Source organism: Streptomyces sp. NPDC052301, assembly GCF_044593395.1.
In the GTDB taxonomy this organism is placed as follows: Bacteria; Actinomycetota; Actinomycetes; order Streptomycetales; family Streptomycetaceae; genus Streptomyces.
The window spans coordinates 80,413-103,947 of the sequence record NZ_JBIUBE010000016.1; the positions used below are offsets into that span (position 1 = coordinate 80,413).

The window sequence follows — 23,535 nt, forward strand, 5'->3', positions numbered from 1 at the left end:
GGGAGGAGCACGATCCTGCCCCCGCTGACGCAGGAGACACGGGTGGCCACATACAGAGCCGAGACCGACCGACCCCGTCAGACCGGCGAGCCGCGCCTGAGGGTCGGCGCCCCGACGGTCGTACCGCCGCCGCGCTCCAGGGCGCGCAGGCTGATCCCGCGCGTCGTCGCGGCCGCCACCGCGCTCTGCGCGATCGTCGTCCTCGCCCAGGGCCACGCGGCGCTGCCCTTCACGCGCATCGTCACGATCGAGGCCAAGATGGCTTCCAAGGCCGACTACTTCGAGGATCCCGAGGTCCAGCGGCTGCTGGTGCGGCACGGCTTCCGCGTGCACATCACCCGCATGGGATCGCGGGGGATCGCCGCCCAGAGCTACGACGGCTACGACGTCGTCTTCCCGTCCGGACAGCCCGCCGCCGACCTGATCACCAAGAAGCGCGCGGCCGAGGGCCACCCGGCGACGACGTACCGCCCCTTCGTCAGCCCCATCGTCCTCGGCACCTACCGCGAGTACGCCGAGACGCTCCAGGAGGCCGGGATCGCCACCCCGCTGCCCGGCGTGCCCGCCGGGCAGCGGCCGCTCTACTACTCGCTCGACATGGGGAAGTTCCTGCGGGCGACCGCCGACGGACGCCGCTGGGACGGCCTCGGCATCGGCCGGCACGGCATCCACAACGGCAACAAGGTGCTCGCCCAGACCTCCGACCTCTGCGAGGCCAACTCGGCCGGCACCTATCTGGGACTGGTCTCCTACGTCTGGAACCACGACAACATCCCGCAGGACACGGCCGAGGCCACCCGGTTCGCCGAACGGATCCGGCTCCTCCTCAACGACCAGGGCATGCCGTCCTCGGAGAAGAACGAGACCTACGTCTCCGCCGAGGGCAAGGGCATCGCGCCGATCGCCGTGATCTACGAGCACCAGTTCCTGACCCATCAGATCGCCACCCGGGCCGACACCGGGCACGTCGACGGCGAACGCGTTCTGCTCTACCCGTCGGCCCGGTTCGTCACCGAGCCCCAGCTCATCGCCCTCACCCCGCAGGGCGACCGGCTCGGCGAGCTGATCAGCACCGACCCGGCGCTGCAGAGACGCGCGATGGAACTGGGCTTCCGGGTCCGGGACGCCGAGGGCGCCTCGGCCACCAGCGACGCGCTGACCCGCTTCCTGCACGAGCGCGGCATCCAGGCACCCGTCCTGTCCGACGACGACACCAAGGCCGTGCTGCCCCGGCTCGACCTGCTGGAGCGGATGATCGAGGTGGTCGGCGACTGCGACCCGGTCGCACGGTCGGCGGCCGGCGGGGAGGCGCCGTGAACACCCGCGGCCTGAGGGCGGCCCTGTGCCTCGTCCTGCTCGCCACGCTCGGCGGCCTGGTCTCCTGCTCCGGGAAGGACGGCGGCCCCGACACCACCCTGCACGTCCTCGCCAGCGACGAACTCACCGACATGAAACCCCTGCTGGACCAGCTCCGCGAGGACACCGGGGTCCGCCTGGACATGGACTACAGGGCGACCAACGACGCCAGTGACACCCTGCTGACCGGTCGCCGCTCCTACGACCTGGCCTGGCTCTCCTCGGACCGCTATCTGCGCCTGAGGGCCAAGCAGGCGCCCGCCGGGACCCACCCCGCCACCGGAGTGCAGAGCACCTCGATCATGCGCTCCCCGGTCGTCGTCGGCCTCACCCCGGACGTCGCCCGGCGCCTGCGCGCCCGGGCCCCGGGCGGCCGCCTGTCCTGGGCGGACATCGCCGACGCCGCCGCCTCCGGCACCGTGCACTTCGGCATGGCCGACCCCCGGCACAGCAACAGCGGCCTCGCCGCGCTGGTCGGCGTCGCCACCGCGGCGGCCGGCACCGGAGGGGCGCTGCGGCCCTCGGACGTCAGCTGCGACCGGCTGCGCGGCTTCCGCTCCGGCCAGACCCTCACCGCCGACAGCTCGCACGCCCTGCTGGACGACTTCGCCGCCCGTCCCGGCCGTACCGACGCCCTGATCACCTACGAGTCCGAACTGCTCACCCTGAACGCCTCCGGCCGGCTGAAGCAGCCTCTGGAGATCGTCCACCCCGCCGACGGCATGGTGCTGTCCGACTACCCGCTGCTCCTGCTCGACCCGGCCCGCCGGGACGCCTACGACCGCGTCGTGACCTGGCTCACCGAGGCCGGCCACCAGCGGGACATCATGCGGCGCACGCTGCGCCGCCCGGTCAGCACGGCGGTCACCCGTGACGCCCGGCTCAGGGCACCGCTGGACAACGCGCTGTACTTCCCCGACGACCCGGCCGTCCTCGACCGGCTCCTCGACGACTACGGCGACCCCCGGCGCCGCATCGCCGACCAGGTGATCTTCCTGCTCGACTTCTCCACCTCGATGCGCGGTGCCCGCACGACGGCGCTGCGGGCCGCGTTCGCCGGTCTCAGCGGCGCGGACTCCTCCGCCACGGCCAAGTTCGTCCGCTTCTACCAGGGCGAGCGGCTGACCGTGGTCCGCTTCGGCGGCCGGCCGCTGGACCGGCGCACGGTCACCGTGCGCGGCCCCGCCGACCTCACCGCCCTGCAGGACTTCGTCGCCCACGGCGGCTACGACGGCTCCACCGCCGTCTGGTCGGCCCTGGACGACGGTTACGGCATCGCCGAGCGGGCCCTGCGGGACACCCCGGGCGGCGCGGTGTCCGTGGTGCTGATGACCGACGGCGAGAACAACGCGGGCCTCGACCGCGCCGGCTTCGTCAGCCGCTACCGGGCCCGCCCCGCCGACGTGCGCGCCGTGCCCACCTACCCCCTCCACTTCGGCGACGCCGACGCCGCCGAACTGCGCCAGGTCGCCTCGGTGACCGGCGGCCGCATGGTCGATGCCGAGTCCTCGTCCCTGTCCACCGCGTTCAAGGAGATCCGTGGCTGTTCTTGACGGCACCTGGTGGAGCGCCTGGTGGGGCGCGATGACATGGTGGCTGGCCGCACTCGCCGGCCTGCTCGTACTGGCCGGCTACGCGCTGCGGCGTGGGATCGCCCAGCTCAGGAAGGGCCCCCAGGACCCCAACTACCTTCCGCTGTATTTGGACAACGACGCCGTCATGGGCCTGTTCAAGATGGGCAACTACCGGACGGCGCTGCGCAAGGAGGTCGAGGAGCGGCGCATCCGCAACGCCGGGTGCCTGGCGGTGATCCCGTTGGTGTCCCTGCTGTTCAAGGTGACCGGGGGCAGCAGCACCGAGGTGGTCGCCAAGTACGTGGAGAAGAGCGAGCCGATCTCGGTGATCGGCCTGCTGCTGTCGGTGCTGAGACGGGGCGACGCCCTGGTCGAGGTGCGGCTGCGGCCGGACGCCGGGACGGTCACCCCGAACCGGGCGCTCGTGCGGGAGCTGGCCCGTGGCAGTGCGGGCGGCGTACCCGCGCCGGCCGTTCCGCTCAGCGAGATAGGGGAGTTCGTCATGGTCACCGGCCGGTTCGAGCGCCGTGGCCCGCGCGGCGACACGCTGGTGATGCGGGCGCCCTACGGCGACGGCGGCCCGGCCGCCCATCTCCGGGTCGTCCTGCGCGGCGACGGGCTGCTCACCCCGGACCGGGCCCTGCCCGAGGGCCAGTTCCAGGCGCACTGCCTGGGCAAGGTGACCAGCTGGGACCCCGAGGCCCGGGAGATCGTCCTGCAGTACCCGGTGGCCGTCTTCCGCTGAGCGCGGCGGCGCCGGTCAGCCGTCGCTCCTGGGGTCGTCCCGCTCCAGGGACTTGAGGAACTCGGGGTTGTCGTCCGGGGCGACCCAGCGCTCGGCGGCGTCACGGTGCCGCTCCGCCGGGGTGGAGCCGTTCGCCGGGGCGTGCCGCACCTTGCCGGTGATCAGCCAGGCGAGCGGCCCGACCAGGACCTCGCCGAACAGCAGGATGATGATCACCCACACCACCTTCGGCAGGTGGCGCACCTCTTCCTCGGGGGTGTTCAGGCAGTCCACGAAGGCGTAGATCCACAGCGCCAGGACCAGCAGGAAGGGCAGATACCTGAGCATGGTCGTGCGATCTCCCGACGATCGGTGCGGGCGGCCCCGGTGACGCGGCCAGGGTAGCGGGTGGCCATGATGGACGGTGCCGGGTTCTGGGGAAGCGGGGGAGGGGTGACCGCGGTGGGGGACAGGTCTCGCAGGAGGTGGGCGGCGACCGGGGTGGCCGTCGGGGGCCTGCTGGTCGCCGGGGTGCTGGTGGCACGGGAGCTGGACTCGCCGGTGTTCGGGATGCGGCAGGGCCCGCTGGCCCGGTCCCCCGAGTGCGCGCGGATCGCCGACCGCTACCCCGACCGCCTGGCCGGCGACCGCCGCGACCGGGCCGGCTTCGAGGGGCTCGCGGCGTGGGGGCACGGTCAGGTGGAGCTGCGCTGCGGACTGACCCCGCCGGCCGTGCAGAAGGACCGGTGCGTCGCCGTGAACGGCGTGGACTGGGTGCTGCACGAGGCCGGCTGGCGCCACGGGCGGAAAGTCCTCGTCACCTACGGCCGCAGCCCCGCCGTGGAGGTGTCCCTCGCGGACTCGGTACGGCAGCCCGACACCGTGCTGACCGAGCTGAGCCGGCTGGTCGCGCCGCTGCCGCAGCACGACCACTGCCTGGACGGCGGCTGACGCGCTCAGCCCGCCTTCTCCTCCAGCAGCGTGCGCGTGACGCTGCGGACGTCCGCCTCCGTGAGCCCGCCGAGGGAGCGGGCGGCTATCCGGCCGTCCCGGTCGAGGAACAGCGTGTACGGCAGCGCCTGTGTCAGGTACTTCCTGGGCAGCCGGAGGAGTTGCCTGCTGCTGGGGTCGTGCAGGCTGGGGTAGGGCAGGTCGTGCTCCTTCTGGAACGCCCGGCCCTGGGCGCGGTCGGCGTCCGTGTCGACGCCCAGCACCTGCAGCCCCTTGCCCGCCAGGGCCCTGTGGACGCGGGCGAGTTCGGGGGCCTCGGCGCGGCAGGGGCCGCAGTAGGCGGCCCACACGTTGAGCACGACGACCTTGCCGCGGTAGTCGGAGAGCCGGACCTGCCGGCCGTCCAGGCCCGGTCCGGTGAGGTCGGGCGCGACGGGCCGGTCCGCGGCCGGGGCGGGGCTCGGCAGCGAGTCGGCCGGCGTGTCGGCCGACTCCTGCGCGGGCGTGCACGCGGCGACCGCGAGCAGCAGGGCGAGGACCGGCAGCCGACGGTGACGTCTCATGATCGACGAGTATCCCAGCCCGCCGCCGCCCGTGTGGAGCGGCCCCCGGTGACCGGTCCGGGCCCCCAGGTGGCCGATACTGGGACGCATGGCTTACGACGATCTTCGCTCCCTGCTGCGGGCGCTGGAGCGCGAGGGAGACCTCAAGCGCATCAAGGCCGAGGTCGACCCCTACCTGGAAGTCGGGGAGATCGTCGACCGGGTGCAGAAGTCCGGCGGTCCGGCCCTGCTCTTCGAGAACGTGAAGGGCTCCGCCATGCCCCTCGCGATGAACGTCTTCGGCACCGACCGGCGGCTGCTGAAGGCGCTCGGCCTGAAGTCCTACGGCGCGATCTCCGAGAAGATCGGCGGCCTGCTGCGGCCCGAGCTGCCGCACGGCTTCGTCGGCGTGCGCGAGGCGTTCGGCAAGCTCGGCGCGATGACGCACGTGCCGCCGAAGAAGGTGAAGTCGGACAGCGCGCCCGTGCAGGAGGTCGTCCTGCACGGCGACGAGGTCGACCTCGACCGGCTGCCCGCCCTGTTCACCTGGCCGCAGGACGGCGGCTCCTTCTTCAACCTGGGCCTGACCCACACCAAGGACCCCGAGACGGGCATCCGCAACCTGGGCCTGTACCGCCTCCAGCGCCACGACAAGCGCACCATCGGCATGCACTGGCAGATCCACAAGGACAGCCGCAACCACTACCAGGTCGCGGCGAGGCGAGGTGAGCGGCTGCCCGTCGCGATCGCCTTCGGCTGCCCCCCGGCGGTGACGTACGCCTCCACCGCGCCCCTGCCCGGCGACATCGACGAGTACCTGTTCGCCGGGTTCATCGCGGGCAAGCGGATCGAGATGGTCGACTGCAAGACGGTCCCGCTCCAGGTACCGGCCAACGCCGAGGTCGTGCTGGAGGGCTGGCTGGAGCCGGGCGAGATGTTGCCGGAGGGCCCCTTCGGCGACCACACCGGCTTCTACACCCCGCAGGAGCCGTTCCCCGCGCTGAAGATCGACTGCGTGACGATGCGCAGGCGACCGCTGCTGCAGTCGATCGTCGTCGGCCGCCCGCCCACGGAGGACGGCCCGCTGGGCCGCGCCACGGAGCGTTTCTTCCTCCCGCTCCTGAAGATCATCGTCCCGGACATCGTGGACTACCACCTGCCCGAGGCCGGCGGCTTCCACAACTGCGCGATCGTCTCGATCGACAAGAAGTACCCCAAGCACGCGCAGAAGGTGATGCACGCGATCTGGGGGGCGCACATGATGTCCCTGACCAAGCTGATCGTGGTCGTGGACGCCGACTGCGACGTCCACGACCTGCACGAGGTCGCCTGGCGCGCCCTCGGCAACACCGACTACGCCCGTGACCTCACGGTCGTCGAAGGCCCTGTCGACCACCTCGACCACGCCTCCTACCAGCAGTTCTGGGGCGGCAAGGCAGGCATCGACGCCACGAAGAAGTGGCCCGAGGAGGGCTACACCCGGGACGGGGGCTGGCCGGACATGGTCCTCTCCGACCCCGATACGGCGGCCCTGGTGGACCGCCGCTGGAAGGAGTACGGCCTGTGAGCAGCGCGTCGGCAGCGATCCCCCGGCCGGGACGGACCAAAGCCTTCCTCCGGCTGGTGATGATCGAGCACTCGGTGTTCGCGCTCCCCTTCGCCTACATCGCCTCCCTCACCGCGATGTACGAGGGGGACAGGAACATCCACTGGGGCCGGCTGCTGCTGGTCACGGTCTGCATGGTCGGCCTGCGCACCTTCGCGATGGCCGTGAACCGGATCATCGACCGCGAGATCGACGCCCGGAACCCGCGCACCGCCCACCGGGAGCTCGTCACCGGCGCGATGTCCGTCCGCCACGCCTGGACCGGCGCCCTGATCGCCCTGGTGGTCTTCCTCGGGGCCGCGGCCCTCCTGAACCCCCTGTGCCTGGCCCTGGCACCCGTCGCGGTGATCCCGATGGTGGTCTACCCCTACGGCAAGCGGTTCACGAACTTCCCGCAGGCCATCCTGGGTCTCGCCCAGGCGATGGGCCCGATCGGCGGCTGGCTGGCGATCAGCGGCGAGTGGTCGTGGAAGGCGGTCGTCCTCGGCCTCGCCGTCGGCGTCTGGATCGGCGGCTTCGACCTGATCTACGCCTGCCAGGACGTCGAGACCGACCGCGAGATCGGCGTCATGTCGGTCCCGGCCCGCTTCGGCGTCCCGGCCGCGATCCGGGGCGCCCGCGCCTGCCACGCCGTCACGACGGCCCTGTTCGTCTGGTACGCCCTGGCCACCCACGCCGGCGCCTTCTTCTGGCTGGGCCTGGTGATCGTCGCCGGTGCCTTCGTCTACGAGCACCGCATCGTCCGCCCCCACGACCTGTCCCGCCTGAACAGGGCGTTCTTCTCGGTCAACGGCTTCATCGGGATTGCCCTGTTCGTGTGTGCCTTGCTGGATCTGTTGGTTCGGGGTCTGACTGTCTGAATACGGTGCGGCCTCCCATCGAGTGCAGAGAGGGGGAGGCCGACGTGACCGTCTCGGACAGCGACCGCCTGCACTCGCAGCTCGCCCGGTACGAGGACATGTTCCGCGGGTACCGGATGGAGATTGTCGAAGGCAACATCGTGACGACTGCGAGGTCAAGAACAAGCAGTACGCCGCTCGCGGTATCCCGAACCACCCGGTCTTCGATCCCCGTACCGGGCACCTGGTCACGCTCTGGAATCCCGGCCCGGACGGCCACCTGGGCCGGGACACGCTCGCGTAAGGGGGCAAGCTGACCGTCGAGACGAAGCTCGGAAGCCTCACCGTCGACACCTCCCGCCTCCCGGTCGGCCCGAAGGCCCCCCACCCGGCCTGAGCTGTGGGCCGCGCGCCGGTACGCTCAAGGTGTGAACGCAGGAGAAAGGCAGCGCGTGCCTTGGATCGTGGGGGTGTCCGGAGCTTCCGGGACGCCGTACGCGGCTGCTGTGCTGCGGGCGCTGCTGGGGGCGGGGGAGGCGGTCGACCTCGTGGTCAGCCGGGCCTCGCGGCTGACGCTGCTGGACGAGACCGGGATCTCGTTCCGGGACGCCCACTGGCGGGACGACCTGCGGGAATGGCTGGCCCGGGGGGCCGACGGCAAGCCCGGGACCTTCGACGTGGACATCAGCGGGGTACGGCACTGGAGCGCGGGCGACCTCGCGGCCGGGCCGTCCTCGGGGTCGTACCCGGCGAAAGGCATGCTCATCGTGCCCGCCTCCACGGCCTGTGTGGCCGGCGTGGCGCTCGGCCTGTCCAAGGACCTGCTCCAGCGCACGGCGAGCGTCACCCTCAAGGAGCGCCGCACGCTGGTGGTGGCCGTACGGGAGACCCCGCTGAACGGCCAGACACTCCGGCACCTGGTCGCCCTGGACGACGCCGGCGCGAGCGTCGTACCGGCCTCGCCCGCCTTCTACGCCGGTGCCACCCACATCCAGGACCTGGTGGACTTCGTCGCGGGGCGGGTGCTGGACGCGGCGGGCGTCGAGCACGGCCTGTACCGGCGCTGGCAGGGTGAGCTGGGCGGCGGCGCGGCGGGCAACTAGCAGTACCTCTCATCACTTCGAGAACTTTCACCGGAAGGCTTCGATCGCATGGACGCGGTGGACAGGCAGCTCATCCAGGCCCTGAGGGAGAACGGCCGGGCCTCCTACGCGGAGCTGGGGCGCCTCGTCGGCCTGTCGGGACCCAGCGTCACCGACCGCATCAACCGGCTGGAGGCGGCCGGTGTCATCACCGGCTACCGCGCCACGGTGAACGCGGCCTCCCTCGGCCTCGGCGTCACCGCGCTGATCGGCATCTCGCTCTCCGACGCGGCCGACCACGAGGACGTCGCCCAGCGGCTCAGGGACCTGCCGGAGATCGAGGACTGCTGGTTCATCGCCGGCGACGACTCGTACATGCTCAAGGTGCGCTCGACGGACGTCGACGGCCTGGAGCGGACCATCCGCCGGCTCAGCGGCACCAAGGGCGTCTCCCGCACCCGTACCACCATCGTGCTGTCCACGAAGTGGGAGAACCGGGTCGGAGAGCTGCCCGAAGAGGTCTAGGGATACCGTTGGTCGGGCTGTCGTAGAAAGGTGTTGGCATGGACGTCGGGCTCAAGCGCGAGCTGGAGGAGAAGGTCCGCTCCGGTGAGCGGCTGACCCGCGAGGACGGCATCGCGCTGTACGAGTCGGACGACCTGGCCTGGCTGGGCGGCCTCGCGCACGAGGTGCGGACCCGCAAGAACGGTGACGTCGTCCACTTCAACGTGAACCGCCACCTCAACATGACCAACGTGTGCACGGCCTCCTGCGCCTACTGCTCCTTCCAGCGCAAGCCGGGGGAGAAGGACGCGTACACGATGCGCATCGAGGAGGCCGTCAAGCTCGCCAAGGCGATGGAGTCGGAGAACCTCACCGAGCTGCACATCGTCAACGGCCTGCACCCGAACCTGCCGTGGCGCTACTACCCCCGCTCGCTCAGGGAACTGAAGGCCGCCCTCCCGAACGTCTCCCTCAAGGCCTTCACGGCGACGGAGATCCACCACTTCGAGACGATCTCCGGTCTCTCGGCCTCCGAGATCCTGGACGAGCTGATCGACGCGGGCCTGGAGTCGCTCACCGGTGGCGGCGCGGAGATCTTCGACTGGGAGGTCCGGCAGCACATCGTGGACCACAAGACCCACTGGGAGGACTGGTCCCGCATCCACCGCCTGGCGCACGAGAAGGGTCTGAAGACCCCGTGCACCATGCTCTACGGCCACATCGAGGAGCCCCGGCACCGCGTCGACCACGTCCTGCGCCTGCGCGAGCTGCAGGACGAGACGAACGGCTTCCAGGTCTTCATCCCGCTGCGCTACCAGCACGACTTCGTGGACATGCAGGACGGCAAGATCCGCAACCGTCTTCAGGCCCGCACCCAGATGGCGACCGGCGCCGAGGCCCTCAAGACCTTCGCCGTCTCCCGCCTGCTCTTCGACAACGTCCCGCACGTGAAGGTCTTCTGGGTGATGCACGGCGTGCAGACCGCTCAGCTGGCCCTTCAGCACGGCGCCGACGACATGGACGGCTCGGTCGTCGAGTACAAGATCACGCACGACGCGGACAACTACGGCACGCCGAACAAGCTGACCCGCGAGGACCTGCTCGACCTGATCCGCGACGCCGGCTTCCGCCCGGTGGAGCGGAACACGCGCTACGAGATCATCCGCGAGTACGAGGGCCCCGACCCGGCCCGCAGGGAGTCCCCGCAGGCGATGCGGGTCTGAGGGACCTCCGGGGGTACCCGGCCGGCATGGCCGGCACGAAAGCCCCTGAGGACGCCTACACCGCGGAGCCGTTCGTTCCGGAGGGTGCTGATCTCACCGCCCTCCGGAAAGCCGCTGCCGGCTGCCGTGGCTGCCCCCTGCACCGGGACGCCACGCAGACGGTCTTCGGTGCCGGGGACGCGCACGCGCGCGTGATGCTCGTGGGGGAGCAGCCCGGCGACCAGGAGGACCGGCAGGGCAGGCCGTTCGTCGGCCCGGCCGGCAAGCTCCTGGACAAGGCGCTCGCCGAGGCCGGCATCGACCCCGGCGAGGCCTACGTGACGAACGCGGTGAAGCACTTCAAGTTCACCCGGGCCGAACCCCGCAAGCGCCGGATCCACAAGGCGCCGAGCCTGCGCGAGATGACGGCGTGCGGGCCCTGGCTCGCCGCGGAACTGGCGATCGTCGAGCCCGAGCTGATCGTGATCCTCGGTGCCACGGCCGGCAAGGCCCTGCTCGGCTCGTCGTTCCGGGTCGGCGAGGTGCGCGGCACGGTGCTGGAGCGGGAGATCCACGGCCGGCCCGAGCGATTGGTGCCGACCGTGCACCCCTCGTCGGTGCTGCGGTCGCAGGACGACGCGGACCGCAAGGCCGCCTACGAGGGACTCGTCGCCGATCTGAAAGTGGCTGCACGCACCCTTGGGTAATAGATACCATCCCCGCATGCCCCTTACCTTCACTCTGGATCCGGCCGTCACCCCTGCCCTGCGCGACGGCATCCTCGACCTGTGGACGGACGTCTCCAACGCGGGCGGAGCCGTCGGCTTCGTGGCCCCGGTGACGCGCGAGGAGATCCGGCCGGACCTGGTGAGGCACTTCGTGGCCATGGCCGAGGGGCGCCACCGGCTGCTCGTCGGGTACGACGAGGCGGGCGAGGTGGCCGCGACCACCTTCTTCTCCTTCAACACCCACCGTCTGCAGCGCCACTGGCTGTGGCTCTACACGGTGATGGTGCACCCCCGGCACCAGGGCAAGGGGTACGGCCGCGACCTGCTGGCCGCCGCCGCGGACGCGGCCCGCACCTTCGAGGGCATCGACGCGATCCGGCTCGGCTGCCGGGGCGGCCTCGGCCTGGAGCGGTTCTACGCCTCCTGCGGCTACAAGGAGGTGGGCCGGGTGCCCGGCGCGATACGTGTCGCCCCGGGGGACGACCGCGACGACATCACCATGCTCCTGCCGCTCGGCTGACCCCCGTGCAAGATCTCCGCGCGCTCGTGCTTCACTGGGCGATGACCCCTTTTGGAATCGGACGAGTGGATTGAGATGCTCCGCTACACGCTGATGCGCCTCGGCGTCTTCGCCGGCTGCCTCGCCGTCGTCTGGGGAGCCGTCTACGCCGGCCTCTTCCCGCGCGGCTTCGGCAACTCCAACGGCCTGTGGGTGCTGCTGCTCGCCCTGGTGCTGTCGGCTCCGATCAGTTGGGTGGTGCTGCGCAAGGAGCGGGACCGCGCCTCGGTGCAGATCGTGACCAAGGTCGACCGGATGAAGGCCAACCTGGAGGCGAACCGCAGCCAGGAGGACGGCGCCGACGAGACCGCGCGAGCGCAGGGCCAGCCTTCCTGACCCGGGGCCGCCCCGGGGCGCCATAGGCTTGCCCCATGGGTGCCGTGAAGACCAAACGGATGCCGAGGGCGGTCCGTGAGCAGCAGATGCTCGACGCCGCCGTACAGATCTTCGGCCAACGCGGGTACATGGCCGCCTCCATGGACGAGATAGCCGAACTCGCGGGTGTCTCCAAGCCGTTGGTGTACCTGTACCTCAACTCCAAGGAAGACCTCTTCACCGCCTGCATCCGCCGTGAGGCCACCGCCCTCACGGCGGCCGTTCGCGCCGCCGTCCGCCCGGACCTGCCCGCCGACCGCCGGCTCTGGGCCGGCCTCCAGGCGTTCTTCGCCCACACCGCCGCACATCCCGACGCCTGGTCCGTACTGCACCTCCAGGCCCGCACCCACGGCGATCCCTTCGCGGCCGAGGTCGCCGCGATGCGGGAGGAGATCGTCGCCTTCGTCACCCGCCTGGTCGCCGTCGCCGCGCGTGATGCGCACAGGGATCCGGACCTGCCGGAGCACGAGGTCGCCGGGCTGGCGGAGGCACTGGTGGGTGCCGCCGAGTCCCTGGCCGCGTGGGCCAACGCCACACCCGGTATCACCGCCCGCCAGGCGGCAGCCACGTTGATGAACTTCGCCTGGTCGGGCCTGGGCAATCTGATGAGCGGCAACCCGTGGACCCCGCCGATGGAACCCGCCTAGCCCTCCAGCGACCGCACCTCGCCGGACAGGTGCAGCCGGCCCCCCGCGCCCCGTATCTCGAAGCGCCCGCCCTCATCCGCCCCGTACGTCACCGTCCCGGGCAGGAACACCGGCGCCCGGAACTCCGCCCGCACCCCGGCGGACGCCCCCGTGCCGTGGGCGGCCAGGCAGCGGGCCACGGTCCACATGCCGTGGGCGACGGCGCGCGGGAAGCCGAAGAGGCGGGCGGTGAGGGGGTACAGGTGGATGGGGTTGCGGTCACCGGACGCGGCGCCGTACCGCCGGCCCACGTCCCCCGCGAGCCGCCACTCGGCGACGACGGGCAGCTGGGCGTTCTCGGACGCGGACGCGCGGGCCGCCTGTACTGACTGCGAGCCCTCGACCCGGTGCCGGGCGAGATAGGTGCTCCGCGACTCCCACACCGGCTCGCCGTCGGCCCGCAGCTCGGTCACCACCGTGGCCTCGGTCCCGCGCCGGTGCGGGGCCAGGCCGCCGATGTGGACGGAGAGTTCGTACTCCCCGGTGGCGGGCAGGCCGGTGCGCCGGACGATCTCGATCGAGGTGTGCACCAGGCCCAGCAGCGGCAGCGGGAAGTCCCGGCCGCTCATCAGGCGCATGGCCAGCGGGAAGCCGAGGACGTGCGGGTAGGTGACGGGGAGGTCGGTCTCCCCGGGGAACCCGCACACCCGCTCGTAGGCGGCCAGTTCCGCCAGGTCGACGCGGAGGCCGGGCAGTACCAGCCGGGTGCGCGGGAAGCCGGCGTCCGGGGCGGGCCGCTTGAACGGGGAGCGCAGGGCGCCCCGCGCCAGCACGGGCCCGAGCGCGGGCGGGCGGGTGAGGGTGACGGCGCCGGTCATCAGGCCCCCAGCAGGCTCTGGCCGCAGACGCGGACGACCTGGCCGTTGACCGTGCCGGAGGCCGGGTGGGCGAGCCAGGCGGTGGTCTCGGCGACGTCGGCCGGCAGCCCTCCTTGCGCGAGGGAGTTCATCCGGCGCCCGGCCTCCCGGATGAACAACGGGATCGAGGCGGTCATCCTCGTCTCGATGAACCCGGGCGCCACCGCGTTCACGGTCACTCCGTGCTCGGCGAGCGCGCGCGGCGCCAGGGACCGTACGAGCCCCACGACCCCGGCCTTGCTCGCGCCGTAGTTGGTCTGCCCCGCGTTGCCCGCGAGCCCGGCGATGGAGGCGGTGGCCACGATCCGGCCGCCGGGGCGCAGGGTGCCCCGGGCGAGCAGGGCGTCCGTGGTGCGCAGCACGCTGCCCAGGTTGACCTCCAGGACCGGACTCCACCGCTCGGCGGGCATGTTGACCAGCCGCCGGTCCCGGGTGATGCCCGCGTTGTGGACGAGCACGTCCAGGCCGTCGGGGAGGGCGGCGGAGATCCGCTCGCCGGCGTCCTCGGCGGTGATGTCGAGGGCGACGGCGGTGCCGCCGAGCCGTTCGGCGACCCGGCGGGCGTCGGCCTCGGCGGCGGGCACGTCGAGGACGACGACATGGGCGCCGTCCCGCGCGAGGGTTCCGGCGACCGCCTCGCCGATCCCGCGCGCGGCCCCCGTGACCAGCGCGGTCCGCCCGGCGAGCGGCTCGTCCCCGTCGGCGGGGACGGTCACCTCCCCGGCGCCGACCTCGACGACCTGGCCGCTGACGTAGGCGGACCTGGGGGAGAGCAGGAAGCGCAGGGTGGACTCGGCGGCGGTGGCGTCGGTCAGCCGGACCAGGTTGACGGTCCTGCCCCGGCCGATCTCCTTGCCGAGCGAGCGGGTGAAGCCCTCCAGGGCCTGCTGGGCGGCCGACTGGTGGTGGTCGGCGGGGTCGAGCGGGGCGCCCAGCACCAGGATCCGGCCGCTCGGGGCGACGGACCGGACGACGGGGTGGAGGGCCGCGTGCACCTCGGCGAGCGCGTCGACGTCCCGTACGCCGGTGGCGTCCAGGACGACGGCGGCCGGGTCCCGGTCGCCGGGCGTGAGGCCGGTACGGGCGAGCACGGGCGTCAGGTCCAGGGCGGACGTGCCGGCCGTGCGGTGCAGCAGCGGGCCGCCCAGCAGGGGCCGTTCGCGCGTCCACCGCCGCAGCTCGGCCGGCTGCGGCAGGCCCAGGCGCCGGGTGAGGAAACGGCCGGGCGTCGTGCCGGTGAAGCTGAGACAGCGGTCTGCCATGTCCTGCCCTCACTGCTTACTCTGGAGTAAGGTTACCGGTGGTAAGCCTACGTCACCGGGTGAGGAGAGGTCGAGATGAGCCCCCTGAGGTCCGCTGCTCAGTTCCCTCGCCGGATTGCGGTGCTCGGCGGCACCCGTATCCCCTTCGCCCGCTCCGACGGGCCGTACGCCACGGCCTCCAGCCAGGAGATGCTCACCGCGGCCCTCGACGGCCTGGCCGAGCGCTACGGGCTCCAAGGGCCCGGTGTGGTGGGCGAGTTCGTCGCCGGGGCCGTCCTCAAGCACAGCCGGGACTTCAGCCTCGCGCGCGAGACGGTCCTCGCCTCCCGGCTCGACGCGCGCACCCCCGCCTTCGACATCCAGCAGGCCTGCGGCACCGGCCTCCAAGCGGTCGTCGCCGCCGCCAACAAGATCGCCCTCGGTCAGACCGAGTCGGCCGTCGCGGGCGGCGCGGACACCGCGAGCGACGCACCCCTCGGCGTCAACGACGCGCTGCGCCGCATCCTGTTGGAGGCCCGCCGGGCGAAGTCGCCCGGCGCCCGCCTGAAGGTCCTGGCGAGGATCCGCCCCTCCCACCTCGTCCCGGACGTCCCGCGCAACGCCGAGCCGCGCACCGGACTGTCGATGGGCGAGCACGCGGCCGTGACCGCCCGCGCCTGGGGCGTCACGCGGCAGGCGCAGGACGCACTGGCGGCGACCGGCCACCAGCGGCTCGCCGCCGCCTACGACCGCGGCTTCTTCGCCGACCTGGTGGTTCCCTTCCGGGGCCTGGAGCGCGACCAGAACCTGCGGCCCGGCTCCACCCCGGAGAAACTGGCCGCCCTGAAGCCGGTGTTCGGCCTGAAGGACCCGGACCCCACCATGACGGCCGGCAACTCGACCCCCCTCACCGACGGCGCCGCCCTGGTCCTCCTGGCGAGCGAGGAGTGGGCGTCGGCGCGCGGCCTCACCCCGCTCGCCCACCTGACGGCGTACGAGACGGCGGCCGTGGACTTCGTGCACGCGGGCGCGGCCGGCGGTGAGGACGGCCTGCTGATGGCCCCGGTGCACGCGGTCCCGCGCCTGCTGGAGCGCACCGGCCTGGACCTGGCCGACTTCGACCTGATCGAGATCCACGAGGCCTTCGCCTCCCAGGTGCTGGCCACGCTCGCCGCCTGGGAGGAGCGGGGGCTGCCGCCGGTGGACCGGAGCCGGCTGAACGTCACGGGATCCTCCCTGGCCACCGGCCACCCCTTCGCCGCGACCGGCGCGAGGATCGTGGCCACCCTGTCCAAGCTGCTCTCGGAACGGGAGGGCCCGTCCCGTGGCCTGATCTCGATCTGCGCGGCGGGCGGCCAGGGTGTGACGGCGATCCTGGAGCGGGCGTGATCCACGCAACGTGAGCCTCTGTCACATAACCCGTGAGGCTGCACATCCCCGGCCCCGAACGCCCCCGGAACTTGCACAACCCCCTCACAGCGGACCCGTACGATCACCTGCCCAACCAGCGGTAACCCCTTTCTCCGGGGCCCACCGCAGGTGCACGAACGCCAGAGGAGTCGCCCGTGTCCACCCCGTACCCGACCCCCGTCTCCTCGGGCGCCCCCGTCTCCGCCACCGACTACGACGGCCGCCCGGTCCTGGTCGAACCGGCCGTCCAGCGGCTGGACGGCGCCGTACGGGAGGTCGCCGTACCCCCCTTCGCGCCCCCGGTCCGGCACGGCTCGCTCGCCGACCTGCCGTTCGAGAACGCCGAGGCGGTTCCCGGCCGGACCGTGCTCAGCCGCAGGTTCCCCGACGGCAGTTGGCAGGACCTGACGGCCACGCAGTTCGCCGAGCGGGTACTGGCGGTGGCCAAGGGGCTGATCGCCGAAGGGCTGACCCCGGGCGACCGCGTCGCCGTCATGGCCCGCACCACCTACGAGTGGACGCTGCTCGACTTCGCCGCCTGGGCCGCAGGCCTGGTCACCGTGCCCGTCTACCCGACCTCCTCGGTCTTCCAGACCCGCTGGATCCTGCACGACTCCGGCGCGGTCGCCCTGATCACCGAGACCGTCGCCCAGGCCTCCGCGATCGGCCCGGAACTCCAGCACCTGCCCGACCTGCGCCACCTGTGGGTGATGGAGAAGGAGCACGTGGACCGGCTCGCCGAGGCCGGCGCCCCGGTGCCGGACGGCGAGGTCGCCGTACGCCGGGGCATGCTCGGCCCCGACACCCTCGCCACGCTCATCTACACCTCGGGCACCACGGGTCGCCCCAAGGGCTGCGCCCTCTCGCACGGCAACTTCTTCGCCGAGGTCGACAACGCCATCGAGCTGCTCCATCCGGTCTTCAAGGCGAAGGACGAGGACCCCTCGGTCCTGCTCTTCCTGCCGATGTCCCACGTCTTCGGCCGCATGGTGGCCATCGCCTGCGTCCGCGCCCGGGTACGCCTCGGCCACGCGCCCAGCCTGAAGCCCGACGACCTCCTGCCGGACCTGGCAGCCTTCAGGCCGACCGCTCTGCTCACCATCCCCTACATGCTGGAGAAGATCTACAACTCCGCACGGGCCAAGGCGGAGGCGGGCGGCCGGGTGGCGGTCTTCGACCGGGCGGCGGCCGTGGCCCGGCGCTACGGCGAGGCCCTGCAGGTTCGCCGGACCGGCACCGGCAGCGGCCCGAACCGTGCCCTGAAGACCGCGCGCGGCTTCTACGACCCGCTCGTCTACCGCAAGATCAGGTCCGCCATGGGCGGGCGCGTCCGGTACGCCATCTGCGGCGGCTCCCCGCTCGGCCGGCGCCTCGCCGCTTTCTACGCCGGCGCCGGCATCGAGATCTTCGAGGGCTACGGTCTGACGGAGACGACCGGCGCCTCCACCGTCACCCCGCCCCTGAAGCCCCGCCTCGGCACGGTCGGCTGGCCGCTGCCCGGCACCCGGGTCCGGATCGCGGCCGACGGCGAGATCCTCGTCGCCGGTGACCATGTGCTGCGCGGCTACTGGGACCCGCAGGCCGGCGGGGTCGTCCCCGCGACCCGGGACGGCTGGCTGCCCACCGGCGACCTCGGTGAACTGGACGACGAGGGCTATCTGACCATCACCGGCCGCAAGAAGGAGCTGCTGATCACGGCGGGCGGCAAGTCGGTGGCACCGGCCCCGCTGGAGAACTGGCTGCGCCAGCACCCGCTGATCTCCCAGGTGATGCTGGTCGGCGACGCCCGCCCCTACGTCGCCGCCCTGATCACCCTCGACCCCGACGGCGTCACCCACTGGCGCCAGATGATCGGCAAGCACCCCGTCCCGCCGGAACTGCTCCTCGACGACCAGGAGTTGAGGGCCCTCCTGCAGCGCGCGATCGACGAGGCCAACCGGCTGGTGTCCCGGCCCGAGTCCATCCGCCGATTCGCCGTCCTGCCCGTGGACTTCACCGAGGAGGCGGGCCACCTGACCCCGTCCATGAAACTGCGGCGCGAGCAGATCATGACCGACTTCGCCCGCGAGGTGGAGGGGCTCTACGCCAAGGCGTGAGAAGGGGTCGGCACCCGCTCCCGTGCTGCCTCGCGTCGTCCGGACTCGGCGGGGGCGGGGAGCGGGTTGCCGCCTGGGTCGGTCGCGGCCCGCCCAGAATCCTCGTACCGGCACGTGAGCCAGTCAATCCTTGGGATTCCTCACCAACTCCAAGTATTAACTTGGTGGTTATGACGCTCGAAGACCTCCGCGTGTTCGTGGCCGTGTGCCGCGCGGGCAGCCTCAGCTCCGTCGCCCGGGACCTGGGCTGCACCCAGTCCGCCGTCAGCCAGCACGTCAAGCGGCTGGAGAAGGAGACCGGAGTCGCCCTGCTGGAGCGCCGGCCTCGCGGAGTGGTCCCCACCCAGGCCGGCCGGATACTGGAGGCGGCGGCGGCCGAGGGCATCTCCGGCCTGGACCTCGCCGTACGGCAGCTCCACGACCTCCTCGACGGCCACAGCGGGCAGGTCCGCGTCGCCACCGGAGCCACCACGGTCCGCCACTTCATGTCCGACGCCGTCGTCACGTTCCGCCGCCGCCACCCCAAGGTCAACCTCGAGTTCCGCACGGTCAGTTCGGGCCGCGGCAGCTTCGACGCGCTCACCGACGGCACCCTCGACCTGGCCTGGATCACCATCGGGTCGCCGGTCCGGGGCATCGAGCAGCGGACGGTCGCGGAACTGCCCTGGCTGCTCGCCGTACGCACCGACGACCCGCTCGCCGCGCGGCCCCACCTGGACGCCGCCGACCTGGCCGACATCCCGCTCATCCGCCTCCCCCCGAACTCCACCTCCGCCGTCCACCTCGACACCGCCTGCACCGAGCTGGGCGTCCGCCTCCGCCACGAGCCGAGCGTCGCCGACTGGGACACGGCTTTGCTCCTCGCCGAACTGGGTGTGGGCCGGGCCGTCGTCCCCGCCGTACCCGGCCTTCCGGTGCCCGGGGAGGGCGGCCTGCGCCTCGTCCCGGTCACCGGGCTGCGCCCGCTCCCCGTCGGCTGGGCCGTCCGCCGCTGGGACGCCCTCAGCCCTCCGGCCCGGGCCTTCGCGGACATCGTCCTGGAGCGCAGGGTCGCTGCCGCGGGCTGAGCGGGAGTTCGGCCCGGACGGTCCTGCCGACGGTGCGCCGCGTCACGCCCCAGCGGGACGACAGCACGCCTACGACCACGAGTCCGCGTCCGCCCTCCGCCGCCGGCCCGCCGTCCGCGGCTCCCTGTCTCCTCGCGGGGCACTGAGCTCGATACGCAGGGCGGAAGTCCAGCTACAGCGACGGCGAAGGCGGTGACTGCGTCGAGGTGGCCGCCCGCCCCGCAGCCATGCACGTCCGGGACTCGAAGCAGCCCACCGCCCCTCACCTCACCGTCGCCCCCGCCGCCTGGTCAGCCTCTCTTCTGGGCGAGAAGGAACGCCTGGCTCACTGACTCCGCCAGCTCCTCCGCCGGTTCCCGCACCGTGCTGGAGCGGAGGGCGAAGCCGGCGTCCGCGAGCAGCCCCGCCATGAACTCGGGGCGGCGCCGCTGGAAGTCCAGGGTCACCGCATGCCCCCACGGGCGCTCGTGGCGCCGCGGCACGTCACCGGCCTGGAAGGCGAGCAGGAGATGGCCGCCCGGAGCGAGGACACGGTGGAACTCGGTCAACAGACGGGGCAGTTCGTCCAGGGGCGTGTGGATGCTGGAGTACCAGGAGACGACTCCCGCGAGGGAGCCGTCGGCCAGGTCCAGGTCCAGCATGGAGCCCTGCTCGAAGCGCAGCGCGGCGTTCTCGCGGCGGGCGATGGCGAGCATGGACTCCGAGAGGTCGAGGCCGAAGACGGAGAGGCCGAGGGAGGCGAGGTGGGCGGTGACGACGCCGGGGCCGCAGCCGAGGTCGGCCACCGTGCCGCCAGGGCCGACGGACTCGGCGTAGGCGCTCAACAGCCCCCGCTCCAGCGGCCTGTCGACGAGCTGGTCCCGGAAGCGGTCGGCGTAGTCCTCGGCGATGGCGTCGTAGAACGTGCGGGTGGCGGTCAGGAAGTCCTCGGTGTCGGTCACGGGGAGGGACCGTAGCGGGCGGCACTGACAACCCCCCTTTAGGCTGCTGCCCTTGGCCAATGCATGTACGTGGGGGGTTGTGGCCGATGAACCGGGCGACGGAGGTCTTCCAACCGCTCCAGGCGGACGATCCGCCGGTGGTGGCGGGCTACCGGCTCGCCGCGCGGCTGGGCGCGGGCGGCATGGGCCGGGTCTACCTCGCGCACACCCAGGGCGGACGACCGGTCGCGATCAAGGTGGTGCGGCCGGAGCTGGCGGACGACCCGGACTTCCGACGGCGGTTCGGCCGGGAGATCAAGGCGGCCCGGCGGGTCCGGGGCGCGTACACCGCCGAGCTGATCGACGCGGACGCGGACGGCGTACCGCCCTGGCTGGCCACGCTGTACGTGCCCGGTCCGTCCCTGACGGAGGCGGTGGCCCGGCGCGGCCCGCTCCCGGTGCCCGCGGTGCTGTGGCTGATGGCGGGGGTGGCCGAGGCGCTCCAGGCCATCCACGGCGAGGGCATCGTGCACCGGGACCTGAAGCCGTCGAACGTCCTGCTGGCCGCCGACGGGCCACGAGTGATCGACTTCGGTATCGCGCTCGCCGCCGACGGAACCTCGTACACTGCGACGGGCGGCACGATCGGCACACCCTCGTTCATGGCTCCGGAGCAGGCGTCCGGGGACGAGATCACGGCCGCGACCGACGTCTTCGCACTCGGCCAGACCGCGGCCTTCGCCGCACTGGGCAGGCCGCTCTACGGCGAGGGCGCGGCCCTCAACGTGCTGTACCGGATCGTGCACTCCGCACCCGACCTCCCCGCCCTGCCCGAGCCACTGCGTCCGCTGCTCGCCCGGTGCCTGGCCGCCGATCCGGCGGAGCGGGCCACCCCGGCGGAGGTCGTGGAGTGGTGCCGGCAGCGGCTGGGGGCCGACGCCGGCGCGGGCGGGGGGCCGGCCGTGTGGCGGGAGATCACCGGGCCGGAGGTCGTGGTGCCGGCACCGGTTCCCGACCCCACCCCGGTCGTCCCGCAGCCGCTGATCGCGTACGCGCCGCCGCCGACGGCCGGGTGGCCGCAGCCGACGGCGGAGCAGCGCAAGGCCCGCGGACGGCGCACCGCGCTGTTCACGACCGCCGGTGTGGTGGGGGGAGCGGTGCTGGTGACGGCCCTGGCCTGGACGGTCATGGACGCGAAGAACCCGTTCGGTGACCTGGGCAGGGCGGGCTCCGTCACGTCCTCGACGGGACCGGCCGTACGCTCCTCCTCCTCGGCGTCAGGCTCGGGCTCCGCGTCGGGTTCCTCGCCGGACTCCTCGGGTTCGCCGGACGCGTCGGACCTCGGTGCCGGCACCGGCACCGGTGCCCCCTCGGCCTCGCCCCGCGATCCGTGGCCGGAGGGGTTCCCCCAGGTGCGCCTGGACGCGAAGAGCTCGATCAGCCTCAAGGACGAGAACCCCCAACGGGAGGACACCAAGGGCGACATCCGCTTCGACTGCCAGGACCCCAGCTGCGAACTGAAGAGCGACGGCACGGTGTTCATGCAGATGATGGGCGCGCACGGCACCACCCTCGACGAGTGCCGGCTCTTCCTCAGAAGCGCCCACAAACACAGTTGGTCGCTGGCCGCGTCGGCGGCCGGCACCGAGATCTGCATGAAGGACGAGGAGGGGAACATCGGGCTGTACCAGATCCAGACGAAGTCCACCGCCATCGCGGACCTCGCCTTCCTCGACGGCGATCTGACCGTCTGGCGGAAGGCGGACCGGTCCGTAGACTGACGCGCATGGCTTGCCGCATCAGTGAGTTGGTCATCGACGCCGCCGACCCCGAGCGTCTCGCCGCGTTCTGGCGCGAGGTCCTCGGCTACGTGGAGATCGAACGGGAGGCCGACGGCAGCATCGCGATCGGGCCGCCCGACACCGGCTTCGGCGGCCCGCAGCCCGTTCTCGTGATCGGCCCCACCAGCGACCCGCGGCCCAGGAAGCTCCGGTTGCACTTCGACGTCAACGCCACCGACCGCGACCAGGACGCCGAGCTGGAGCGGCTGTTCGCGCTCGGCGCCAGGACCGCCGACGTCGGCCAGACCGGCCGGGAGAGCTGGCACGTCCTGGCCGACCCGGAGGGCAACGAGTTCTGCCTCCTGCGCAGCCGGATCCAGCCGCTCTGACGTCCTAGCCCACCCCCGCCAGCCGCAGCGCCGACGTCGTCGCCGCCGCGGCCAGGACGACGACCACGAAGGGGGCCCGGCGCCAGGCCAGTACGGCGCCGGCCAGGACCCCGGCGGGGCGGGCCCAGCCCGCGAAGCCGCCTCCCTCGGTCAGCGCGCCCGTGGCCAGCAGCGCGACGAGCAGCACCACCGCACCGGCCGACGCCAGCTCCTGCACCCGGGGCGGGACGGTCACCCTTCCGTGCAGTACCGGCCCCACCAGCCGGAAGGCGTACGTGCCCAGGGCCAGGGCGAGAACCATGGCGAGTGTCGCGTTCATGCTGCGGCTCCCGTCCCGGCCGGCCGGCGGTGCAGGAACAGTCCGGCGAGGGCGAGCAGGACCGGCACCCCGGCCGGGACGGCGGGCGTGACCGCGAGGGCGACGGCCGCGCCGACCAGGGCACAGCGCCGTACCCGCGTGTCCGCACGGACGACGGGCAGGACCAGTGCCACCAGCACGGCCGGGAACGCCGCGTCCAGCCCGTACCGCGCGGTGTCGCCCAGCGCGCTCCCGGCCAGCGCACCCGCCGCCACGCCGACGTTCCACACGGCGAACAGGCCCAGCCCGGAGATCCAGAACGCCCGCCGCCGCCGGACCGGGTCGGACTGGGCGAGGGCGAAGGCCACCGTCTCGTCGGTGACGAGATGCGCGCCGAGGAACCGGCTCGCGCGCCCGGAGCCGATGATCCCGGCCACGGCCAGGCTGAAGGCGGCGGTCCGGGTGTTGAGGAGCAGACCGGTGGCCGCGGCGGCGACCGGCCCGCCCCCGGCGAGCAGCACACCCACCGCGCTGAACTGGGCCGATCCCGCGTACACCACGAGGGACATCACCACCGGCACCCACACCGGCAGCCCCCCGGCCACGGAGACCGCACCGAAGGAGACGCCGACGATCCCGCCGGCCAGCCAGACGAGCGAGCTGTCCCGGACGAGCGAGCGGTCGTGGGAGAGGGCGGGAGAGGGAACGCGGGGTGTTCGTTGTGGCGAACGCATGTTTTCTACAATGG

The 23,535-nt window shown here is 72.6% G+C and carries 26 protein-coding genes; 19 read left to right on the top strand and 7 right to left on the bottom strand.

Going from position 1 to position 23,535, the window contains the following annotated elements; all coding sequences use genetic code 11:
• Positions 1–42 precede the first annotated feature (42 nt).
• From ACIHEJ_RS33975 to ACIHEJ_RS33985, 3 genes are read left to right on the top strand one after another with little or no spacing between them, the layout of a single operon-like run.
• A complete protein-coding gene (locus ACIHEJ_RS33975; RefSeq protein WP_400141393.1) occupies positions 43–1,317 on the top strand; it encodes a hypothetical protein in 1,275 nt (424 codons plus the stop codon).
• On the top strand, positions 1,314–2,909 hold the full coding sequence (locus ACIHEJ_RS33980) for a substrate-binding domain-containing protein (protein ID WP_400141394.1): 1,596 nt from the start codon (positions 1,314–1,316) through the stop codon (positions 2,907–2,909). The genes ACIHEJ_RS33975 and ACIHEJ_RS33980 overlap by 4 nt, the downstream gene beginning before the upstream one ends.
• The gene (locus ACIHEJ_RS33985) at positions 2,896–3,675 is read left to right on the top strand and encodes a hypothetical protein (RefSeq protein WP_400141395.1); all 780 of its coding nucleotides are present in this window, start codon (positions 2,896–2,898) and stop codon (positions 3,673–3,675) included. The genes ACIHEJ_RS33980 and ACIHEJ_RS33985 overlap by 14 nt, the downstream gene beginning before the upstream one ends.
• Positions 3,676–3,690: 15 nt before the next feature.
• On the opposite strand, the gene ACIHEJ_RS33990 is transcribed toward ACIHEJ_RS33985, so the two are convergent.
• Complete coding sequence (locus tag ACIHEJ_RS33990) at positions 3,691–4,002, bottom strand: PLD nuclease N-terminal domain-containing protein (RefSeq protein WP_400141397.1); 312 nt, start codon at positions 4,000–4,002, stop codon at positions 3,691–3,693.
• A 114-nt stretch (positions 4,003–4,116) separates the two neighbouring features.
• On the opposite strand from ACIHEJ_RS33990, the gene ACIHEJ_RS33995 reads away from it, so the two are divergent.
• Positions 4,117–4,605: a DUF3515 family protein gene (locus tag ACIHEJ_RS33995; protein WP_400141398.1), complete on the top strand. Its 489-nt coding sequence runs from the start codon at positions 4,117–4,119 to the stop codon at positions 4,603–4,605.
• A gap of 5 nt (positions 4,606–4,610) precedes the next feature.
• Here ACIHEJ_RS33995 and ACIHEJ_RS34000 read toward each other — a convergent pair whose 3' ends face one another.
• A complete protein-coding gene (locus ACIHEJ_RS34000; protein WP_400141399.1) occupies positions 4,611–5,168 on the bottom strand; it encodes a TlpA family protein disulfide reductase in 558 nt (185 codons plus the stop codon).
• Positions 5,169–5,256: 88 nt separating this feature from the next.
• Between ACIHEJ_RS34000 and ACIHEJ_RS34005 the strand changes: the two genes are divergently transcribed.
• The 9 genes from ACIHEJ_RS34005 (at position 5,257) to ACIHEJ_RS34045 (ending at position 12,689) form a co-directional block, all read left to right on the top strand.
• Positions 5,257–6,714 carry a menaquinone biosynthesis decarboxylase gene (locus tag ACIHEJ_RS34005; protein WP_400141401.1) on the top strand — a complete coding sequence of 486 codons (1,458 nt, stop codon included), beginning with the start codon at positions 5,257–5,259 and terminating at the stop codon, positions 6,712–6,714.
• Complete coding sequence (gene mqnP / locus ACIHEJ_RS34010; protein WP_400141402.1) at positions 6,711–7,613, top strand: menaquinone biosynthesis prenyltransferase MqnP; 903 nt, start codon at positions 6,711–6,713, stop codon at positions 7,611–7,613. The genes ACIHEJ_RS34005 and mqnP overlap by 4 nt, the downstream gene beginning before the upstream one ends.
• A 431-nt stretch (positions 7,614–8,044) precedes the next feature.
• Positions 8,045–8,695 (top strand): UbiX family flavin prenyltransferase, encoded by a 651-nt coding sequence (locus ACIHEJ_RS34015; protein WP_400141576.1) that lies wholly within the window; start codon positions 8,045–8,047, stop codon positions 8,693–8,695.
• Positions 8,696–8,743: 48 nt separating this feature from the next.
• The gene (locus ACIHEJ_RS34020; RefSeq protein WP_061928809.1) at positions 8,744–9,199 is read left to right on the top strand and encodes an Lrp/AsnC family transcriptional regulator; all 456 of its coding nucleotides are present in this window, start codon (positions 8,744–8,746) and stop codon (positions 9,197–9,199) included.
• A gap of 38 nt (positions 9,200–9,237) precedes the next feature.
• A complete protein-coding gene (mqnE, locus tag ACIHEJ_RS34025) occupies positions 9,238–10,401 on the top strand; it encodes an aminofutalosine synthase MqnE (protein ID WP_400141403.1) in 1,164 nt (387 codons plus the stop codon).
• 26 nt (positions 10,402–10,427) lie between these two features.
• A complete protein-coding gene (locus ACIHEJ_RS34030; protein WP_400141404.1) occupies positions 10,428–11,087 on the top strand; it encodes a UdgX family uracil-DNA binding protein in 660 nt (219 codons plus the stop codon).
• Between the two features lie 16 nt (positions 11,088–11,103).
• Positions 11,104–11,628: a GNAT family N-acetyltransferase gene (locus ACIHEJ_RS34035; protein ID WP_400141405.1), complete on the top strand. Its 525-nt coding sequence runs from the start codon at positions 11,104–11,106 to the stop codon at positions 11,626–11,628.
• A gap of 75 nt (positions 11,629–11,703) precedes the next feature.
• Positions 11,704–12,003 (top strand): DUF4229 domain-containing protein, encoded by a 300-nt coding sequence (locus ACIHEJ_RS34040; protein ID WP_400141406.1) that lies wholly within the window; start codon positions 11,704–11,706, stop codon positions 12,001–12,003.
• 35 nt (positions 12,004–12,038) lie between these two features.
• The gene (locus ACIHEJ_RS34045; RefSeq protein WP_400141407.1) at positions 12,039–12,689 is read left to right on the top strand and encodes a TetR/AcrR family transcriptional regulator; all 651 of its coding nucleotides are present in this window, start codon (positions 12,039–12,041) and stop codon (positions 12,687–12,689) included.
• Here ACIHEJ_RS34045 and ACIHEJ_RS34050 read toward each other — a convergent pair.
• Positions 12,686–13,546, bottom strand: coding sequence for a MaoC family dehydratase (locus tag ACIHEJ_RS34050; RefSeq protein ID WP_400141408.1), 861 nt, complete (start codon positions 13,544–13,546; stop codon positions 12,686–12,688). The genes ACIHEJ_RS34045 and ACIHEJ_RS34050 overlap by 4 nt on opposite strands.
• Positions 13,546–14,847: a 3-oxoacyl-ACP reductase gene (locus ACIHEJ_RS34055; protein WP_400141409.1), complete on the bottom strand. Its 1,302-nt coding sequence runs from the start codon at positions 14,845–14,847 to the stop codon at positions 13,546–13,548. The genes ACIHEJ_RS34050 and ACIHEJ_RS34055 overlap by 1 nt, the downstream gene beginning before the upstream one ends.
• 75 nt (positions 14,848–14,922) lie before the next feature.
• On the opposite strand from ACIHEJ_RS34055, the gene ACIHEJ_RS34060 reads away from it, so the two are divergent.
• The 4 genes from ACIHEJ_RS34060 (at position 14,923) to ACIHEJ_RS34075 (ending at position 19,731) form a co-directional block, all read left to right on the top strand.
• A complete protein-coding gene (locus tag ACIHEJ_RS34060; protein WP_400141411.1) occupies positions 14,923–16,215 on the top strand; it encodes an acetyl-CoA C-acetyltransferase in 1,293 nt (430 codons plus the stop codon).
• Positions 16,216–16,391: 176 nt separating this feature from the next.
• Positions 16,392–18,332: an AMP-dependent synthetase/ligase gene (locus ACIHEJ_RS34065; protein WP_400141412.1), complete on the top strand. Its 1,941-nt coding sequence runs from the start codon at positions 16,392–16,394 to the stop codon at positions 18,330–18,332.
• Between the two features lie 170 nt (positions 18,333–18,502).
• Complete coding sequence (locus ACIHEJ_RS34070; protein WP_400141414.1) at positions 18,503–19,399, top strand: LysR family transcriptional regulator; 897 nt, start codon at positions 18,503–18,505, stop codon at positions 19,397–19,399.
• A gap of 206 nt (positions 19,400–19,605) precedes the next feature.
• Positions 19,606–19,731, top strand: coding sequence for a DUF397 domain-containing protein (locus ACIHEJ_RS34075; RefSeq protein ID WP_400141416.1), 126 nt, complete (start codon positions 19,606–19,608; stop codon positions 19,729–19,731).
• On the opposite strand, the gene ACIHEJ_RS34080 is transcribed toward ACIHEJ_RS34075, so the two are convergent.
• Complete coding sequence (locus tag ACIHEJ_RS34080) at positions 19,690–20,340, bottom strand: class I SAM-dependent methyltransferase (protein ID WP_400141417.1); 651 nt, start codon at positions 20,338–20,340, stop codon at positions 19,690–19,692. The genes ACIHEJ_RS34075 and ACIHEJ_RS34080 overlap by 42 nt on opposite strands.
• An 86-nt stretch (positions 20,341–20,426) precedes the next feature.
• Between ACIHEJ_RS34080 and ACIHEJ_RS34085 the strand changes: the two genes are divergently transcribed.
• Complete coding sequence (locus ACIHEJ_RS34085; RefSeq protein ID WP_400141418.1) at positions 20,427–22,100, top strand: serine/threonine-protein kinase; 1,674 nt, start codon at positions 20,427–20,429, stop codon at positions 22,098–22,100.
• A gap of 5 nt (positions 22,101–22,105) precedes the next feature.
• A complete protein-coding gene (locus ACIHEJ_RS34090; RefSeq protein WP_400141419.1) occupies positions 22,106–22,489 on the top strand; it encodes a VOC family protein in 384 nt (127 codons plus the stop codon).
• A 4-nt stretch (positions 22,490–22,493) separates the two neighbouring features.
• Here the strand turns inward: ACIHEJ_RS34090 and ACIHEJ_RS34095 are convergent, their stop codons facing one another.
• Both ACIHEJ_RS34095 and ACIHEJ_RS34100 read right to left on the bottom strand, forming a co-directional pair.
• On the bottom strand, positions 22,494–22,808 hold the full coding sequence (locus ACIHEJ_RS34095; protein ID WP_400141421.1) for an AzlD domain-containing protein: 315 nt from the start codon (positions 22,806–22,808) through the stop codon (positions 22,494–22,496).
• Positions 22,805–23,521 carry an AzlC family ABC transporter permease gene (locus ACIHEJ_RS34100; protein WP_400141422.1) on the bottom strand — a complete coding sequence of 239 codons (717 nt, stop codon included), beginning with the start codon at positions 23,519–23,521 and terminating at the stop codon, positions 22,805–22,807. The genes ACIHEJ_RS34095 and ACIHEJ_RS34100 overlap by 4 nt, the downstream gene beginning before the upstream one ends.
• Positions 23,522–23,535: the final 14 nt, after the last annotated feature.

What these genes read in the sequence shown, in the direction of transcription:
- ACIHEJ_RS34040 (WP_400141406.1), top strand. Translation starts at nt 11,704, where the DNA reads ATGCTCCGCTACACGCTGATGCGCCTCGGCGTCTTCGCCGGCTGCCTC.
- ACIHEJ_RS34055 (WP_400141409.1), bottom strand. Translation starts at nt 14,847, where the DNA reads ATGGCAGACCGCTGTCTCAGCTTCACCGGCACGACGCCCGGCCGTTTC.
- ACIHEJ_RS34050 (WP_400141408.1), bottom strand. Translation starts at nt 13,546, where the DNA reads ATGACCGGCGCCGTCACCCTCACCCGCCCGCCCGCGCTCGGGCCCGTG.
- ACIHEJ_RS34060 (WP_400141411.1), top strand. Translation starts at nt 14,923, where the DNA reads ATGAGCCCCCTGAGGTCCGCTGCTCAGTTCCCTCGCCGGATTGCGGTG.
- mqnE (WP_400141403.1), top strand. Translation starts at nt 9,238, where the DNA reads ATGGACGTCGGGCTCAAGCGCGAGCTGGAGGAGAAGGTCCGCTCCGGT.
- ACIHEJ_RS34030 (WP_400141404.1), top strand. Translation starts at nt 10,428, where the DNA reads ATGGCCGGCACGAAAGCCCCTGAGGACGCCTACACCGCGGAGCCGTTC.
- ACIHEJ_RS34020 (WP_061928809.1), top strand. Translation starts at nt 8,744, where the DNA reads ATGGACGCGGTGGACAGGCAGCTCATCCAGGCCCTGAGGGAGAACGGC.
- ACIHEJ_RS34035 (WP_400141405.1), top strand. Translation starts at nt 11,104, where the DNA reads ATGCCCCTTACCTTCACTCTGGATCCGGCCGTCACCCCTGCCCTGCGC.
- ACIHEJ_RS34005 (WP_400141401.1), top strand. Translation starts at nt 5,257, where the DNA reads ATGGCTTACGACGATCTTCGCTCCCTGCTGCGGGCGCTGGAGCGCGAG.
- ACIHEJ_RS34090 (WP_400141419.1), top strand. Translation starts at nt 22,106, where the DNA reads ATGGCTTGCCGCATCAGTGAGTTGGTCATCGACGCCGCCGACCCCGAG.
- ACIHEJ_RS34070 (WP_400141414.1), top strand. Translation starts at nt 18,503, where the DNA reads ATGACGCTCGAAGACCTCCGCGTGTTCGTGGCCGTGTGCCGCGCGGGC.
- ACIHEJ_RS33990 (WP_400141397.1), bottom strand. Translation starts at nt 4,002, where the DNA reads ATGCTCAGGTATCTGCCCTTCCTGCTGGTCCTGGCGCTGTGGATCTAC.
- ACIHEJ_RS34000 (WP_400141399.1), bottom strand. Translation starts at nt 5,168, where the DNA reads ATGAGACGTCACCGTCGGCTGCCGGTCCTCGCCCTGCTGCTCGCGGTC.
- ACIHEJ_RS34085 (WP_400141418.1), top strand. Translation starts at nt 20,427, where the DNA reads ATGAACCGGGCGACGGAGGTCTTCCAACCGCTCCAGGCGGACGATCCG.
- ACIHEJ_RS34045 (WP_400141407.1), top strand. Translation starts at nt 12,039, where the DNA reads ATGGGTGCCGTGAAGACCAAACGGATGCCGAGGGCGGTCCGTGAGCAG.
- ACIHEJ_RS34100 (WP_400141422.1), bottom strand. Translation starts at nt 23,521, where the DNA reads ATGCGTTCGCCACAACGAACACCCCGCGTTCCCTCTCCCGCCCTCTCC.
- ACIHEJ_RS34095 (WP_400141421.1), bottom strand. Translation starts at nt 22,808, where the DNA reads ATGAACGCGACACTCGCCATGGTTCTCGCCCTGGCCCTGGGCACGTAC.